The sequence below is a fragment of the Polaromonas sp. P1_F1 genome, assembly GCF_056405795.1.
The window spans coordinates 318,595-334,633 of the sequence record NZ_JBFUBJ010000004.1; the positions used below are offsets into that span (position 1 = coordinate 318,595).

Genomic DNA, 16,039 nt, shown 5'->3' on the forward strand with positions numbered 1-16,039 from the left:
CCGTAAGGAGCCTTTTGAGGGAGATGAAAGAGGCAGAAGCGGGATTACACGCGCTTGCGGTACTCGCCGGTGCGGGTGTCGATTTCGACCACGTCGCCTTGCGCCACAAAGATGGGCACGCCGATTTCAAAGCCGGTGGCGATCTTGGCAGGCTTCAGAACCTTGCCGGAGGTGTCGCCCTTGACGGCGGGTTCGGTCCAGGTGATTTCGCGCTGCACGCTGGTGGGCAGTTCAACCGAGATGGCCTTGCCGTCGTAGAACACGACTTCCAGTTCCATGCCGTCCTGCAGGTAATTGAGCGAATCGCCCATGTTTTCCGCTTCGACTTCGTACTGGTTGTATTCGGAGTCCATGCAGACATACAGCGGGTCTGCGAAGTAGGAATAGGTGCAGTCCTTTTTGTCGAGGACGATCTGGTCGATCTTGTCGTCGGCCTTGAACACGACTTCGGTGTTGAAGTTGGCGACCAGGCTTTTGAGCTTCATGCGCACGGTGGCGGAATTGCGCCCGCCGCGGCTGTATTCGGTCTTGAGCACCACCATCGGGTCTTTGCCGTTCATGATGACGTTGCCGGCGCGGATTTCTTGAGCGATTTTCATAGCAGTTTTACTGAGGTAGGCCGCTAAACGCTTGCACCGGTGTGCAGGTTCCGCGGCGGGTTGTGCAGGACGCCAAAGTCTGGTCGACCTTCAGGCTGTTCTGCAAAGCCTATGATTTTAACGTTTTTTTGTCACGAAACCGAGCAGCCGTGTCCCCAGGTCGTCCTGGGCCATGAGGCGGGAACGGGTCGCTTGGGCTGTTGCTTGCCAGGCCGGCAGGTCAATGGGGAAGGACGCCAGGCCGCCGACGGTGGGTGGCGACGCTGTTTTGCCGTTCCAGGCGGCGTGAAAAGCCCGCAGGGAGGGGGGCGCCTGGAGCATGTCCAGGAAGGCCTGCAGTTTGGCCAGGTGGGCGCCGTCATGCTGCGGATAGATGTGCCAGACGAAAGGCTTGCCGGCCCAAAGCGCCCGCACCACCGAGTCCTCCCCGCGCACAAAATTCAGGTCCGAGGCCCAGAGCAGGTGGTCAAAGCCGGTTTGCGTCAGCAGGGGGAGGTATGAAATTGATAGCTGCTTGCGCCCGTCCTTATTGGGCTGCAGCCGATTTTGATCGTCAAGCAGGGTGCGAACGGCATTTGCGGCACGCCCCGCAGCCACCAGCAGATGCACTGGTTTGCCCTGCAAGCCATGTTCTGAAAATTGCGCCAGCAGGCCTTCGAGCGCAGGGGGCTCATAGCAAAACAGGGACACCAGGGTTTCGCCGCCCCAGTGGATTCCGTAGGTTTTCAACCAGCCTGCGCGGTCAAAGCCTGCTTGCCTGTCCTGCAGGCCTGACTCGCGCAGCAGCCCGCCGGTACCAGCCGTGAAGCCCGGGTAGAAAAACCACTTGGTCCAGCCGGCGGCCGGACCGCTTTGTACCGGCGACGGCATGGCGTGGGAGCGCTCCACGTAGTCCTCGGCAGACAGGTATTCGAGATTGATCCATACGGGTTTTTGGCCTCCAGCCCAATGCTGGCGAGCGCAAGTCGCTATGAAATCAGGAGCAACTTCACAGCCGAAGGCCTCAACCAGCACATCGCAGGGCTGCCCCGCGAGCCCTGCGGTGTCCAGGTCCAGGGGTTGTTCACCGGAGGGCCACGGAAATACCTGCACGCCTTCACAGCCCCCGGGGGCCATCCATGTCAATGCTGAGGCATCGTCCACCCAGAGCCGCACTTTTTGCCCGCGCGAGGCCAGGTCAGCGGCCAGGCGCCAGCACACACCAATGTCCCCGAAGTTGTCGATGACTTTGCAAAAAATGTCCCACTGCAGGCTGCGATTCATGAAAGGATTGTCCACAATACGGCCAGTTGCACCATTTCAGCCCATGACCAAAGCCCACGAATTTGACCCCCAACTGCTCAGCGAAGTCGCCGCGCTGCCCGCCTTGCCCGGCGTGTACCGCTACTTCGATGCGGAGGGCGGTGTACTGTATGTCGGCAAGGCGCGCAACCTGAAGAAACGGGTTTCCAACTACTTCCAGAAGAACCACGGCGGCACGCGCATTGGCCATATGGTGACCAGGATCGCCCGCATGGAAACCACAGTGGTGCGCTCGGAAGCTGAAGCGCTGCTGCTCGAAAACAACCTGATCAAGACGCTCAACCCGAAATTCAACATCCTGTTCCGGGATGACAAGAGCTACCCCTACCTCAAGCTGACAGGTGCGCGCCCAGCCGAAGAAGGTGCTGCGCCCACGGCCGCCGTCTTCCCGCGCATTGCCTACTACCGCGGCGCGGTCGAGAAGAAGCACCGCTACTTCGGCCCATATCCTAGCGCCTGGGCGGTGAAAGACACCATCTTGCTGCTGCAAAAGGTGTTCAGGCTACGGACCTGCGAAGACACGGTGTTCAACAATCGCACACGGCCCTGCCTGCTGTACCAGATCAAGCGCTGCTCCGCACCCTGTGTGGGTCATGTGTCGCCCGAGCAGTACGCGCTGGACACTGCCAATGCCGAGCGCTTTTTGCAAGGCCAGGCCCAGGACATCCTGACCGAGCTTGAGAGAAAAATGCTGGTGCATGCCGACAAGCTGGAGTTTGAGCAGGCCGCAGAGTTGCGTAACCAGATGTCGGCACTGTCCAAGGTGCTGCACCAGCAGTCCATGGAAATCGGCGGCGACAAGGACGTCGACATCCTGGCGGTGAAAGTGCAGGGCGGCAAGGCCTGCGTCAACCTGGCCATGGTGCGTGGCGGCCGCCACCTGGGCGACAGGGCGTACTTTCCGAGCCACGTGGAAAACGCCACCGACGTCGCGGCACTGGATGCCGAGATCGATGCGGATGCCAGGCTGGCAGCGCAAGCCGGGGCGGCCGGTGAAAGTGTTCCGCCGGTGCCTGCGCCCGCACCTGCGGGCAAATCCCTGGAGGCTCTGGTGCTGGAAGCCTTCATTGCGCAGCATTACATTGATGTGCCGGTTCCACCCACCCTGGTGTGCAGCGAGCCGGTGGACAAAGAGCTGATGGACGCCCTGAGCGCACAGACCGGGATCAAGGTCACGGCCCTTCACCAGCCGCGCGAGCAGCGCCGCATCTGGCTGGAAATGGCACAGAAGAACGCTGGCCTCCAGCTGGCCCGGCTGCTGGCGGAGCAAGGTTCCCAGCAGGCGCGCACGCGCGCGCTGGCCGAGGCGCTGGATCTTCCGCTCGACAACCTCGACACGCTGCGCATCGAATGTTTTGACATCTCGCACACGGCCGGTGAGTCGACCCAGGCCTCCTGTGTCGTGTTCCAGGAGCACAAGATGGTCAACAGCGAATACCGCCGCTACAACATCGAAGGCATCACGCCAGGCGACGACTACGCCGCCATGCGGCAGGTGCTGATGCGCCGCTATACCCGGCTGGCTGAAGCCGCACGCAATGGGGAGGCCAAACTGCCCGACCTGGTGCTGGTCGACGGCGGCAAGGGGCAGGTGTCGATGGCACGCGAAGTGTTCGAAGAACTGGGCCTGGACCTGGGCCTGATTGCCGGCGTTGAAAAAGGGGAGGGCCGCAAGGTTGGCCTCGAAGAGCTCGTGTTTGCGGACGGCCGTGACAAGGTCTATTTAGGGCGGGATTCGGCTGCGTTGATGCTGATCGCGCAGATCCGCGACGAAGCCCACCGTTTCGCCATCACGGGCATGCGGGCCAAGCGCGCCAAGGTGCGGGTGGGCGGCAGCAAGCTTGAGGACATTGCCGGCATTGGCCCCAAGCGGCGCGCCAGCTTGTTGCAGCGCTTCGGCGGCATTCGCGGCATCGCTTCGGCCAGCGCGGAAGACATTGCCACGGTGGATGGCATTTCGAAGGACCTGGCCGAGGAAATCTACCGCGCCCTGCATTGAGGCCGCATCGGTTGCGTGCCCTGTTTCGGGCAGCAGTTCCTTGAAATTTGCTCAGATGTATTTGTGCAACGGAACGCACTGTTTTGGCGTGCTTTGCACCGCTATCCGGCACCACCGCACGGCTCATGCCAAAATCGGGGCATGTTTCTGACCATCCCTACGCTGATGACCTGGACCCGCATCGTTGCGATTCCGCTGATCGTGGGGGTGTTCTACCTGAACCTGGCGCCCACGGAGCGCAACCTGATTGCCACCGTGATGTTTGTCGTGTTTGCCGCCACCGACTGGCTGGACGGCTTCCTGGCGCGCAAGCTGAACCAGACTTCTTCCTTTGGTGCTTTCCTCGATCCGGTGGCCGACAAGTTCCTGGTCTGCGCCTCTTTGCTGGTGCTGGTGCACCTGCAGCGTGCCGACGTGTTCGTGGCGCTCATCATCATCGGCCGCGAGATCGCCATCTCTGCGCTGCGCGAGTGGATGGCCCTGATTGGCGCGACCAAAAGTGTGGCCGTGCACATGCTCGGCAAGGTCAAGACCACGGTGCAGATGATTGCCATCCCTTTCCTGCTGTTTGACGGCGTGCTGTTCGGCGTGATCAACACGCACGCGTGGGGCACCTGGTTGATCTGGATCTCCGCCATCCTGACGGTCTGGTCCATGATTTATTACCTGAAAAAAGCCATCCCGGAAATCCGCGCGCGCGCCAAGTAATCCTGCCCTTGGTGTTGCCGTTCTAAGGCTTCTGTTCTTGAGTTCTTCCTCTTCTTCATCCTCTTCCGGTGCGCTGATCCGGGCCATGCCCGCTGTGTTTGTCCTGATCTGGAGCACCGGCTTTATCGTCGCCAAATACGGTTTGCCTTATGCGCCGCCGCTGACTTTCCTGGCGATCCGCTATTTTCTGTCGATTGCTTGTTTCCTTGTCTGGATCGTGCTCGCCCGGGCGGCGTGGCCGCAAGGCCGGGCGCAATGGCTGCATCTGGCCATGACCGGCGTGTTGATGCATGCCGGTTATCTGGGTGGCGTCTGGATTGCCGTGAAGTCGGGCATGGGTTCGGGATTGACGGCACTCATTGTCGGACTTCAGCCAGTGCTGACTGCGCTGTGGGTTTCGTGGGTTGCCTCGCCCGAGGCTAACGGCGGCGAGGCCAGGGTCACCTCACGCCAGTGGGCCGGTCTGGCGCTGGGGCTGGGCGGGCTGTTGCTGGTGGTTTCGCGCAAATTTGGCACGGGCCATGAAGTGACGGCGCTGACGCTGGCCTGCACGGTCTTTGCGTTGTTCAGCATCACTGCGGGAACGCTTTACCAAAAACGTTTTGTCAAACCTGCCGATGTGCGCAGTGCCAATGCCATTCAGCTGGCCGCTGCTTTCGTGGTGACTCTGCCGCTTGCGCTGTTTGAAACTGAAGCGATCACGTGGAACCATCAGGTTCTGGGCGCCATGGCGTGGTCGGTGCTGGTGCTCACGCTGGGAGGAAGCTCCCTCCTTTATCTTTTGATCCAGCGTGGCGCAGCTACAGCCGTGACCAGCCTGCTGTACCTGGTTCCGCCAACGACCGCCCTGATGGCATGGCTGTTGTTTGACGAACCCATTACGCTAAGCACGATTGCCGGCACCGCGCTCACGGCGTTGGGCGTGAGCCTCGTGGTGCGGGCCGCGAAGCCGGCGGCAGCGTAGTTTTCCAGGGCGCTTCCTGAAACTGTGCGACCAGGTGGTCAATCAGCAGGCGAATACGGCGTGGCTGGTCGGTGCGGTAGGGGGCCAGCCAGTGAATGTCGGCATCGGGCATTGAATAGGCCGGTAAAACGCGCACGAGCCGGCCCGATGCGATGTGCGGTGCAATATCCCAGAGGCTGCGCAGCATGATGCCGCGGCCTTCCATGCACCAGTCGCGTACCAGTTCCCCCGAATTGCTGGCCAGCGGGCCTTGCACGCGAACGCGTACCGCTGCTTTCTCTCGTTCCCTGTGCAGCGGCCAGACATCAAAACGCTGGCCCGGGGCATTGCCGTTTTCGCGCACGATCAGGCAGGCATGGTCCTGCAAGGCCTCCAGGCTGGCGGGCGAGCCGTGCTGTTTGATGTAGCGGGGCGAGGCCACCATGATGCGCTGGTTGCGTGCAAGACGGCGTGACACCCACTGCGCCGCCTGCCGCCCCTGTATCGACCAGAGCCAGATGGCGCCGTCGTAACCTTCCAGCGCGAGGTCGGGCAAATGCTCGGTGAGCTCCAGCTGTATCTCGACACGCGGATAACGCTCCTGGAATTCCGCCAACGCAGGGCCCAGCCACAGGCGGCCGAATCCAAAAGTTGCAGCGAGCCGGATCAACCCTGTGGGCTCCGCTTTTCGCTCCTGCAACTCTGCCTCGAGCGCCTGGAAGCCCTGCAGGAGGAGGATGGCTCGTTCGCAGACTGTTTCGCCTTCAGCGGTGGGGCTGACGCGGCGGGTGGTGCGCTGGAACAGCCGTTGGCCCAGCCTGGCCTCCAGCGCGGCAAGCCGCTTGGTGACCACCGGTGGCGCTACATCCAGGCTTTGCGCTGCGGCCGCCAGGCTCCCGTGGTCGCGAACGGCAAGCACCAGTTCAAGGTCGCTGCGTTCCATTGATTAATTCCTTTTTGGAAATAATTGATTGCCTGATTATTGCTTGTATTGGATGCCACTCTTCTACAAAATCAGGCAAAGATCTAAAAATCGTTCAAGGCATTCAACGCCGGAGTACCGGGGAATTGATTGCGCGAAGGTGAACCAAGGCAACTGATTGATGTTTGAGAATTTCGTTTCGTGCGATGTCGACGGCCCGGCTGGCAGCTTGCACACCCTGCGGGGCGGCGCAGGGTCGCCACTTCTGTTGCTCCACGGGCACCCGCAAACCCACGCGATGTGGCACCTGGTTGCGGGAGAGCTTGCGAAAAAATTCACCGTCGTGATGATGGACCTGCGCGGTTACGGTGACTCCGCAAGGGTTGCTGGGGACTCAGCGCACGAGGCCTATTCCAAACGCGCGATGGCGCTGGATGCCGTCGCTGTCATGCGTCACCATGGGTTCGAACGGTTCCAGGTGCTGGCGCACGACCGCGGCGCGCGTGTAGCCCATCGCCTTGCGGCGGATCATCCTGGCGCGGTTCAGCGGCTGATGCTGCTTGACATCGCGCCCACGCTGGCCATGTACGACAACACCTCGGATGCATTTGCCCGTGCTTACTGGCACTGGTTCTTCTTGATCCAGCCGCCGCCTTTGCCGGAGGCCTTGATTGAATCCGATCCGGTGCGTTACGTGCGCAGCGTGATGGGTAAGCGCCATGCGGGCCTTGCGGCTTTCGCGCCGGCCGCCCTGGCCGAGTACGAACGCTGCGCGCAAATTCCCGGCACCGCACAAAGCATCTGCGACGACTACCGGGCCTCTGCCACCATCGACCTGACGCACGACCGCGCGGACGTCGCGGCCGGCCGGCGCCTGGCGCAGCCGCTGCGCGTGCTGTGGGGTGAACATGGCGCGGTGGGCCAATGCTTTGATGTGCTGGACCTCTGGCGGGACCGGGCTGAAGATGTCTCGGGCCGGAGCCTGCCTTGCGGTCACTACATTGCGGAAGAAGCGCCGGCGTTGTTGCTGGCAGAAGCGCTGAGTTTTTTCAAACCCTGAATCAGCGGCTCTCAACGGGTCAAATTAACGCCAACTACAGTCAAAAAGGAACACCATGAGCAAGAGCATCGGAAAAAAACGCATCGCCGTCATTGCAGGCGACGGCATCGGCAAAGAGGTTATGCCAGAAGGCGTGCGTGTGCTGGAGGCTGCGGCCGTCAAATACGGCATTGACCTGCAGTTTGACCACTTCGATTTTTCAAACTGGGACTACTTTGAAAAGCACGGCAAGATGATGCCGGACAACTGGAAAGACCAGATTGGCGGCCATGACGCGATCTACTTCGGTGCGGTGGGATGGCCCGAGAAAATTGCCGACCACGTGTCTTTGTGGGGTTCGCTGCTGCTGTTCAGGCGTGAGTTCGACCAGTACATCAATTTGCGGCCGGCGCGGCTGATGCCCGGCATCATTGCACCGGTGGTCAGGCGTGACGGAAGCGCGAGGCAACCTGGTGAAATAGATTTTTACATCGTCCGCGAAAACACCGAGGGCGAATATTCCAGCATTGGCGGGCGGGCTTTCCCCGGCACGGAGCGCGAGTTTGTGCTGCAGGAATCGGTGTTCACCCGTATCGGCGTGGACCGCGTCCTGAAGTTCGCCTTTGAACTCGCCCAGTCCCGTCCCAAGAAGCACCTGACCAGTGCGACGAAGTCCAACGGCATTTCCATCTCCATGCCTTACTGGGACGAGCGCGTGGCCGAGATGGCAAAAAGCTATCCAGGCATTCAGCTGGATAAATTTCATATCGACATCCTGACGGCGCATTTTGTGCAGCGGCCCGACTTCTTCGACGTGGTCGTGGCCAGCAATCTCTTCGGCGACATCCTGAGTGACCTGGGGCCGGCCTGCACGGGCACCATAGGCATTGCGCCCAGCGCCAACCTGAACCCTGAGCGGAAGTTTCCTTCGCTATTCGAACCGGTGCACGGCTCGGCCCCGGACATTGCGGGCCGCAACATTGCCAACCCTATCGGGCAGATGTGGTGCGGTGCCATGATGCTGGAGTTCCTGGGGCACAAGGATGCGCATGACGGCATCCTCGCTGCAATTGAAAAGGTGTTGAGCCCTGGAAGCGGTGCGCCGCGCACCCCGGACCTGGGCGGAAAAGCCGGGACGACAGACCTTGGCAAGGCCGTCGCCGAGGCCCTGTCCGCTTCCTGAAACCGTCATAAAGACGGCTTTTGTCAAGCATGAAAATTACACATCATGCTTACGATTAAGCCGTGAAAGCGCTGAAAAACCGTCTAGAATCCGCCTCCGCACGTTGTAAAAACTTGCTGCTGTATTGACAGGTTAGGAGTCCATGGCTCTAATTGGAATCAGCAGAAAACTGCACATGCCGCTCCCGCTGACACACTCAACACAGTGTCCCGGGAGATATTTTTTAGAGACAACCAGATTAACTTTTTATCAACGAGGGGCTCCTTGTGAACAAGACTGAACTGATCGAGCACATTGCCAAGCATGCTGATATTTCCAAAGCTGCCGCCACGCGCGCGCTGGAGTCAACCATTGGTGCTGTGAAAACAACCCTGAAAAAAGGAGGCTCCGTGTCTCTGGTGGGTTTCGGCACTTTTGCCGTGGGAAAACGTGCTGCGCGCACCGGCCGCAATCCGCGTACCGGCGATGCGATTAAAATCAAGGCTGCCAAGGTTCCAAAGTTCCGTCCAGGCAAAGCTCTCAAGGATGCTTTGAACTGAAACGGAAACTCAACGTGGGGTGCTTAGCTCAGTTGGTAGAGCAGCGCCCTTACACGGCGTAGGTCGGCGGTTCGAGCCCGTCAGCACCCACCACCCACGAAAAAAGGCGAACATGGTTCGCCTTTTTTGTTGTTGGCTCCCGGTTTGTTCGTAAAGCTGTTGCAGCACAGGAAGTTCGAGATGTTTGATTTCATTCGCAAGCACACCAAAGTCACCATGGCGTTGCTGTTTTTGCTGATTGTTCCGTCCTTTATATTGGTGGGCATGAACAGCAATGGTCCCTCCGGGAACAACAGGGGGGTTGTTGCCGTTGTCGACGGAAAAGACATCACGCAGCCCGAATGGGATCAGGCTCACCAGAGCGAGGTCCAGCGCATACGCGCTTCCATGCCGTCGATTGATGTCAAGCTGCTGGATACACCACAAGCACGCTACGCGACGCTGGAGCGGCTGGTACGCGACCGCGTGGTTGCTGCTGCTGCCCACGTCACCGACGACTATCTGGCGCGCGAGCTGCAGAAAATCCCTGAAATCGCCGCCCTGAAAGGCCCGGACGGCAAGCTCGATATGGAGCGCTATCGCCAGTTGCTGGCATCGCAGGGCATGACGCCGGAAATCTTTGAGGCCAATGTCAAGGCCGGGCTGCCGAGCCGACAGGTGCTGGGCGGTATTGGTGCAAGCGGCTTCGCCACGAATGCTGCGGCTGATCTGTCGCTCAATGCCTATTTCGAGAAGCGCGAAATCCAGCTGGCCCGTTTTGATGCTGCCGATATGGCAGCCAAACTGGCACCGACCGATGCCGACCTTGAGCAGTTCTACAAAGCCAACGAGAAACTCTTTCAGGCGCCAGAACAGGCCAACATTGAGTATGTGGTGCTCGACATCGAGACTGTCAAAAAGACGGTCACGGTCAACGAGGCCGATCTCAAGACCTACTATGAGCAGAATATCCAGCGCCTGGGTGGCACTGAAGAACGCAGGGCAAGCCATATCCTGATTGCAGCGCCCAAGACTGCCTCGGCAGCCGATCGCGAAAAAGCGAAAGCCAAAGCAGAGGAATTGCTGGCGCAGGTCAGGAAGGCGCCCGATACTTTTGCCGATGTGGCACGTAAAACCTCGCAGGACACTGGTTCGGCACCTTCCGGTGGCGATCTCGATTTCTTCGCGCGCGGCTCGATGGTCAAGCCGTTTGAGGATGCCGCCTTTGCGATGAAAAAAGGCGACATCAGCAATGTCGTGGAGTCGGAGTTCGGCTACCACATCATCAAGCTGACGGACATCAAGGCACCGAAGCGGCCCGCGTTCGAAGAAATGAAACCGCAGCTGGAAGCCGATCTCCGCAAGCAGGAAGCCCAGAAGAAATTTGCTGAAGTTGCCGATGTCTTCACCAATGGCGTCTATGAGCAGCCCGACAGCCTCAAGCCCGTGGCGGACAAGCTGAAGCTTGAAGTCAAGGCGGCCAGCAATGTGGCCCGGCAGCCCAAAACCGGTGCGGCTGGCGTGCTGTCGAATCCGAAATTCCTGGGCGCACTTTTTTCGCCGGATGCGATCGAAAAGAAGCGCAATACCGAAGCCATAGAAACAGCGCCCAGCCAGCTGGTTTCAGGCCGGATCACCCAGTACACCCCGGCACGCACCCAACCCTTTGCCGAAGTGAAAGATGTCGTGCGCCAGCGCTGGGTTGCCCAGCGCAGCGCCGAAGAAGCGCGCAAGGAGGGCGAGGCCAAGCTGGCTGCCTGGAAGGCCGCCCCGGCGTCTGCAACCGCTTTGGCCGCACCGGTGGTTGTGTCGCGTGAGCAAACCCAGAAGCTTCCCAATCCGGTGATCGATGCGGCGCTCCGCGCGGACGCGGCTGCCTTGCCGGCATTTGCCGGGGTTAGCCTCGGCGCACAAGGTTACGTCGTGATCAAGGTCAACAAGGTGGTTCCGCGCGAGGCGCCACCTGAAGCGGCAGCCAAGCAGGAACGCAACCAGTACACGCAGTGGTGGACCGCCGCGGAAAATCTGGCGTATTACAACGGCCTGAAAGATCGCTTCAAGACGAAAATCCTGGTGGCAAAGCCTCCTGTCGCCAAGGCAGGCGCAGAAGAAGTCGTCACCCAGTAAATTGCAGCGGCTTTGCCGCTATAATGCAGGGCTCCGGTGGCTGTAGCTCAGTTGGTAGAGTCCAGGATTGTGATTCCTGTTGTCGTGGGTTCGAGCCCCATCAGCCACCCCAGTATTTGAAGTCCCGCTTGCCGCAAGGCTCGCGGGACTTTTTCATTTGGGGCCTGGCGCGGCTGCCTTACACAGGCGGGGCCATACCCTAGTTCACCATGACCAGCTTGCCCTTGACGCCCCGTGAGCCCATGTGGGCATAGGCGGCTTTCAGTTCGGCCATGGGCATGGTGCGGTCGATGACCGGTTTGATCTTGCCTTGGGCATACCAGCCGGCCAGCTCGGCCATCATGGCCGCATTGGCCTTGGGTTCGCGCTTGGCGAAGTCGCCCCAGAACACGCCGACGATGGAAGCGCCCTTGAGCAACGTAAGGTTGAGCGGCAGGGACGGGATGGGTCCCGAAGCAAAGCCCACCACCAGGTAACGGCCCCGCCACGCGATGGAGCGAAAAGCCGGCTCGCTAAACTCGCCGCCGACCGGGTCATAAATCACGTCAGGTCCCTTGCCTTCGGTCAGTGCCTTGATTTCGTCACGCAGGTTTTTCGTGGTGTAGTTGATGGTGGCGTCCGCGCCAATGGACGTGCAAAGGGCACATTTCTCATCGGTCGATGCGGCTGCGATTACGCGAGCTCCGGCGGCCTTGGCAATCTGTATGGCGGCGGTGCCCACACCGCCTGCCGCACCCAGCACCAGGACGGTTTCACCGGCCTTGAGTTGCGCGCGGTCCATCAGGGCGTGCCACGAGGTTGCGTAAATCATGATGAAAGCGGCCGCATCCACAAAGGGGAACCCTTTTGGCAAGGGCATGCAAAGGGCTGCCGGTGCAAGCGTATGCGTGCCGAATCCGCCGGTGCCGGAGAGGCAGGCCACGTTTTGCCCCACCTGGAGGTGCGTGACGCCTTCGCCTGCCGCCTGGATGACACCGGCGTATTCGGAGCCGGGCACAAAGGGCAGGGGCGGCTTCATCTGGTACTTGTTCTGCACGATCAGCAGGTCGGGGAAGTTCAGGCTGGCGGCCTTGATCTCAATCAGCACTTCGCCTGCCTTGGGTTGCGGTGTGGGCAATTCTTTCCAGGTCAGGGCGTCTACGCCGGTGGGGTTTTCACAAAGCCAGGCTTGCATGGAATGTCTCCGATAGAAGGAATGCTGCGACAGGTGCAGAAGAAAAAGGGGGCGGCCGGCGGAAGGAGGCGGCGCCTTGCCTGCATCATAGGCAAAGCGGCAGGTTTTGCGATGTCCGGCAGGGCTCAGGCTGTCGCAGCCGTGACCGTAAAATCAGTTTATGAAAATCCTCATTTGCAACGACGACGGTTACCAGGCCTCCGGCATCATTGCCCTCTATGAAGCGCTTAAAACCGTTGCCGATGTCGAGGTGGTGGCCCCCGAGCACAACAACAGCGCCAAATCAAACGCGCTGACCCTGCACTCGCCGATGTACGTGCAGACCGCGGCCAATGGCTTTCGCTACATCAACGGCACACCGGCAGACTGCGTCCACATCGCGCTGACGGGTTTGCTGGGCTACCGGCCCGACCTGGTGGTTTCAGGTATCAATAACGGCGCCAACATGGGCGACGACACGATTTACTCCGGAACCGTGGGCGCTGCCATGGAAGGCTACCTGTTCGGCATTCCTTCCATCGCGTTTTCCCAGACTGAAAAGGGTTGGGCGCACATTGATGTGGCAGCCCGGCGTGCGGCCGAGCTGGTGCAGCAACTGATGCCCACCCTGGAGGCCGTGGCGGAAGGCGCTGAGCCGACGGTGCCGCCCTGGCTGCTCAATGTGAACATTCCCAACCTGCCCGACAACGAGATCCAGGGCGTGAAGGTGGCCCGGCTGGGGCGGCGCCATGCGGCCGAACGCGTCATCGTGCAGACCAGCCCGCGCGGCGAAACCATGTACTGGATTGGCGGTGCAGGGCCTGCGAAAGAGGCTGGTGAAGGAACCGATTTTTATGCCACCAGCCAGAAGTTTGTGTCCATCACCCCGCTGCAGGTGGATTTGACCGATCATGAGCGTCTGCCTTATTGGGCTCAAACCGCTGCCCGGCTGGCCGAGTTGCACAAAAAATCGTCATGAAATCCAGCCTCAAACCGCCATTCAATCCCGCTGCCAAAGCGCCGGCTGCAGCAGGCCGCCCGGCATTTCCGGTTCGCCTGAAGCCCGACGCGGGTGTCCCATCTGCTACAAAATCAATAGCTGGTAGCGCAAGACCAGAGCGCGCTACAGGCCAAAATAGCTTGAAGAAACCGGCACCGACCGCAGCCTCCGCGTTGCCGGGCGGTGTCGGGCTCGATTCGCAGACCGTGCGCGCGCGCATGGTGAGCAAGCTTGCTGCGCAGGGTGTTGCCGATGCGTTGGTACTCGCCGCCATGGGGGCTGTCGAACGCCATCGTTTTGTCGACACCGCGCTGGTCAACCAGGCCTATGAAGACACCAGCCTGCCGATTGGCCTGGGGCAAACCATTTCCAAACCCAATGTGGTGGCCCGCATGCTGGAGCTGCTGCGCCACGGCGCGGCCGGCAAGCTGGGGCGGGTGCTTGAAATCGGCACTGGCTGCGGCTACCAGGCCGCTGTGCTCAGCCATCTGGCGACGGAGGTCTACAGCATCGAAAGGCTGCGCGGCCTGCACGACAAAGCCAGGGAGAATTTGCGGACTTTGCGCCTCCCCAATGTGCACCTGCTGTTTGGTGATGGCATGATGGGCTACGCCAAGGGCGCGCCATATGCGGCCATCATTGCGGCTGCCGGCGGGGAAGCCATTCCGCCTGCCTGGATTGATCAGCTGGCTGTGGGCGGCAGGCTGGTGGCGCCCATGCAAACCGCCGGCGGCGCCCAGGCGCTGGTGGTGGTCGACAAAACCCCCCAGGGCGTCAGGCAGACCCTGCTGGAGGCCGTTCATTTTGTGCCTTTAAAATCGGGGACAAGCTGACGATCCGGCCACCTGCAGGACTCAGGCCGGTTATCGATATAGCAGTGACGGCATTGAACCATCCGATCATCCAGTTAACCAATACGCCATACCCGTCAGATTGACGACGAAAGAACCAATGAATCAAACCGTACGGCCGAACCGGGCAGTGTCTGTGGATGCCGCAGGCGCAAGTCATGGCGCCCGCTCAACGCTCGGCAGGCTGGCCCTGCCATGCGCCCTGGCGGCAGCGTTGCTGCTTGCCGCAGGTTGCGGCACGCGTTCTTCCACCCATGCTCCGGTTGAAGACCGCGGCACCGGACTGTCGCGTCCCACCCCAGGCGCGGTGGACGCAGGCAATGTCAAACAGTTGCCCGGTTTTGAAAACGCCGGAAAACCCGGTTACTACACCGTCAAACCCGGTGACACCATGATTCGCATCGGCCTGGAAAATGGCCAGAACTGGCGCGACATCGTGCGCTGGAACAACCTTGAAAACCCCAACATCATCGAAGTAGGGCAGGTGCTGCGTGTGGTGCCGCCGACCAGTGAAAACCCGCTGGTGGTGACCCGCCCCGTGACATCCGGCTCGGCCACCACGTCGACAGCATCCACCACGCCGACGCAGGCTGCCAGCGCGGCGCGTCCCGCGTCAGCACCGGCCGGCACCAGCCCGGCACCCGCAGCAACGGGCGATGAAGACATCGCCTGGATCTGGCCCGCGCAGGGCACGATGCTGGCGGGTTTCGATGAAGCCAAAAACAAGGGCCTGGATATTTCAGGCAAGGCGGGGGACCCCGTCATTGCTTCGGCCGACGGCCGCGTGGTGTACGCCGGCGCCGGCCTGCGCGGCTATGGCAACCTGATCATCCTCAAGCACAACAACACCTTCCTGACGGCCTATGCGCACAACCAGACTTTGCTGGTCAAGGAAGACCAGAGCGTGCGAAAGGGCCAGAAGATTGCCGAGATGGGCAACAGCGACGCGGACCGCGTGAAGCTGCATTTCGAGATTCGCCGTCAGGGCAAGCCTGTTGACCCTTCCAGATATCTGCCTGCCAAATAAGCGGTATTTTCATCCGCAGAAAGGGGCCTCGCGTTTGCCGGGCTCCTTTCTTTTTTCTGGCGCCTTGACGCTGCTTGCGCCAGGGAAGAGCTACCGAAAAATTCAAGAAAAAAGGCTCGCAGACCAGTATTGATGAGCGCAAGCAGCTATCTATTTTGTAGCAAATGATTGTCCGGAAATACAGCTGCCTGCCCGGGCCTGTGATCAGTGGGGCTGCAAAATCTCGTCGTAGCCACGGCCCTTGAACTCCAGCAGATCAATGCCATGGCCAAAAGGGTCGGCCAGCCCGGCAATGCGCCCCCAGACCCGTTCGGCCACGGGCATTTCCAGAACGGCGCCGTGGCGCTGCAACCGCTCAACCGCTGCGTCAATGTCTTCCACCACAAAATCAAGATGGACAGGTGTCCAGTGGCGCTGGTAGGTGCGAACACTCTCGCTGCCCTGGCCGCTGGCGATCGGCCGGGTGCCCGGCGCATTGAAGAGCAGGTCGATCGGGCTGCCCGCACCGAGAATTTCCACGAAGTCGCTCTTGAAACGGCGGCCTGTACGCAGCCCGAGCGCCTCTGTATAGAACTCGACGGCGCGTTCCATGTTGTCAACATCGATGCAAATACGAAGCTCCATGGCGCCTTCCTTTCACGGGTTCAGAAAATGGTACCGCAGCCTGA

The 16,039-nt window shown here is 60.6% G+C and carries 15 protein-coding genes and 2 tRNA genes; 12 read left to right on the forward strand and 5 right to left on the reverse strand.

What is annotated here, in order from left to right; all coding sequences use genetic code 11:
• Positions 1-44: 44 nt before the first annotated feature.
• A complete protein-coding gene (gene efp, locus AC1DZE_RS13750) occupies positions 45-599 on the reverse strand; it encodes an elongation factor P (protein ID WP_411883615.1) in 555 nt (184 codons plus the stop codon).
• Between the two features lie 117 nt (positions 600-716).
• Positions 717-1,862, reverse strand: coding sequence for an elongation factor P maturation arginine rhamnosyltransferase EarP (gene earP, locus AC1DZE_RS13755; RefSeq protein WP_477672723.1), 1,146 nt, complete (start codon positions 1,860-1,862; stop codon positions 717-719).
• Positions 1,863-1,905: 43 nt separating this feature from the next.
• Here earP and uvrC point away from each other — a divergent pair, with 43 nt between their 5' ends.
• From uvrC to AC1DZE_RS13770, 3 genes are all read left to right on the forward strand, one after another.
• A complete protein-coding gene (gene uvrC / locus AC1DZE_RS13760) occupies positions 1,906-3,900 on the forward strand; it encodes an excinuclease ABC subunit UvrC (protein WP_477700193.1) in 1,995 nt (664 codons plus the stop codon).
• Positions 3,901-4,041: 141 nt separating this feature from the next.
• Complete coding sequence (gene pgsA, locus AC1DZE_RS13765; protein WP_477671024.1) at positions 4,042-4,608, forward strand: CDP-diacylglycerol--glycerol-3-phosphate 3-phosphatidyltransferase; 567 nt, start codon at positions 4,042-4,044, stop codon at positions 4,606-4,608.
• 85 nt (positions 4,609-4,693) lie between these two features.
• A complete protein-coding gene (locus AC1DZE_RS13770) occupies positions 4,694-5,572 on the forward strand; it encodes a DMT family transporter (RefSeq protein ID WP_477671225.1) in 879 nt (292 codons plus the stop codon).
• Here the strand turns inward: AC1DZE_RS13770 and AC1DZE_RS13775 are convergent.
• Complete coding sequence (locus AC1DZE_RS13775) at positions 5,517-6,494, reverse strand: LysR family transcriptional regulator (protein ID WP_477671023.1); 978 nt, start codon at positions 6,492-6,494, stop codon at positions 5,517-5,519. The two genes, AC1DZE_RS13770 and AC1DZE_RS13775, sit on opposite strands and share 56 nt — an antisense overlap.
• Before the next feature lie 160 nt (positions 6,495-6,654).
• Here AC1DZE_RS13775 and AC1DZE_RS13780 point away from each other — a divergent pair, with 160 nt between their 5' ends.
• From AC1DZE_RS13780 to AC1DZE_RS13805, 6 genes are all read left to right on the forward strand, one after another.
• On the forward strand, positions 6,655-7,533 hold the full coding sequence (locus AC1DZE_RS13780) for an alpha/beta fold hydrolase (RefSeq protein WP_477673397.1): 879 nt from the start codon (positions 6,655-6,657) through the stop codon (positions 7,531-7,533).
• Between the two features lie 67 nt (positions 7,534-7,600).
• Positions 7,601-8,695 carry a tartrate dehydrogenase gene (locus AC1DZE_RS13785; RefSeq protein WP_477671224.1) on the forward strand — a complete coding sequence of 365 codons (1,095 nt, stop codon included), beginning with the start codon at positions 7,601-7,603 and terminating at the stop codon, positions 8,693-8,695.
• Between the two features lie 266 nt (positions 8,696-8,961).
• A complete protein-coding gene (locus AC1DZE_RS13790; RefSeq protein WP_007874140.1) occupies positions 8,962-9,234 on the forward strand; it encodes an HU family DNA-binding protein in 273 nt (90 codons plus the stop codon).
• Positions 9,235-9,251: 17 nt separating this feature from the next.
• Positions 9,252-9,327: transfer RNA gene (locus AC1DZE_RS13795), tRNA-Val, on the forward strand.
• An 87-nt stretch (positions 9,328-9,414) separates the two neighbouring features.
• Positions 9,415-11,340: a SurA N-terminal domain-containing protein gene (locus AC1DZE_RS13800; RefSeq protein ID WP_477673742.1), complete on the forward strand. Its 1,926-nt coding sequence runs from the start codon at positions 9,415-9,417 to the stop codon at positions 11,338-11,340.
• A 36-nt stretch (positions 11,341-11,376) separates the two neighbouring features.
• A tRNA-His gene (locus AC1DZE_RS13805) sits at positions 11,377-11,452 on the forward strand.
• An 87-nt stretch (positions 11,453-11,539) separates the two neighbouring features.
• Here the strand turns inward: AC1DZE_RS13805 and AC1DZE_RS13810 are convergent.
• Positions 11,540-12,514 carry an NADPH:quinone oxidoreductase family protein gene (locus AC1DZE_RS13810; RefSeq protein ID WP_477700194.1) on the reverse strand — a complete coding sequence of 325 codons (975 nt, stop codon included), beginning with the start codon at positions 12,512-12,514 and terminating at the stop codon, positions 11,540-11,542.
• Positions 12,515-12,674: 160 nt separating this feature from the next.
• Between AC1DZE_RS13810 and surE the strand changes: the two genes are divergently transcribed.
• From surE to AC1DZE_RS13825, 3 genes are all read left to right on the forward strand, one after another.
• Entirely contained in the window at positions 12,675-13,472 is a 798-nt protein-coding gene (gene surE, locus AC1DZE_RS13815) for a 5'/3'-nucleotidase SurE (RefSeq protein ID WP_457278821.1), read from the forward strand.
• Positions 13,469-14,326, forward strand: coding sequence for a protein-L-isoaspartate(D-aspartate) O-methyltransferase (locus AC1DZE_RS13820; protein WP_477673835.1), 858 nt, complete (start codon positions 13,469-13,471; stop codon positions 14,324-14,326). The genes surE and AC1DZE_RS13820 overlap by 4 nt, the downstream gene beginning before the upstream one ends.
• A gap of 118 nt (positions 14,327-14,444) precedes the next feature.
• The gene (locus AC1DZE_RS13825) at positions 14,445-15,371 is read left to right on the forward strand and encodes a peptidoglycan DD-metalloendopeptidase family protein (protein ID WP_477673834.1); all 927 of its coding nucleotides are present in this window, start codon (positions 14,445-14,447) and stop codon (positions 15,369-15,371) included.
• A 204-nt stretch (positions 15,372-15,575) separates the two neighbouring features.
• Here the strand turns inward: AC1DZE_RS13825 and AC1DZE_RS13830 are convergent, their stop codons facing one another.
• Entirely contained in the window at positions 15,576-15,995 is a 420-nt protein-coding gene (locus tag AC1DZE_RS13830) for a VOC family protein (protein WP_477650881.1), read from the reverse strand.
• Positions 15,996-16,039: the final 44 nt, after the last annotated feature.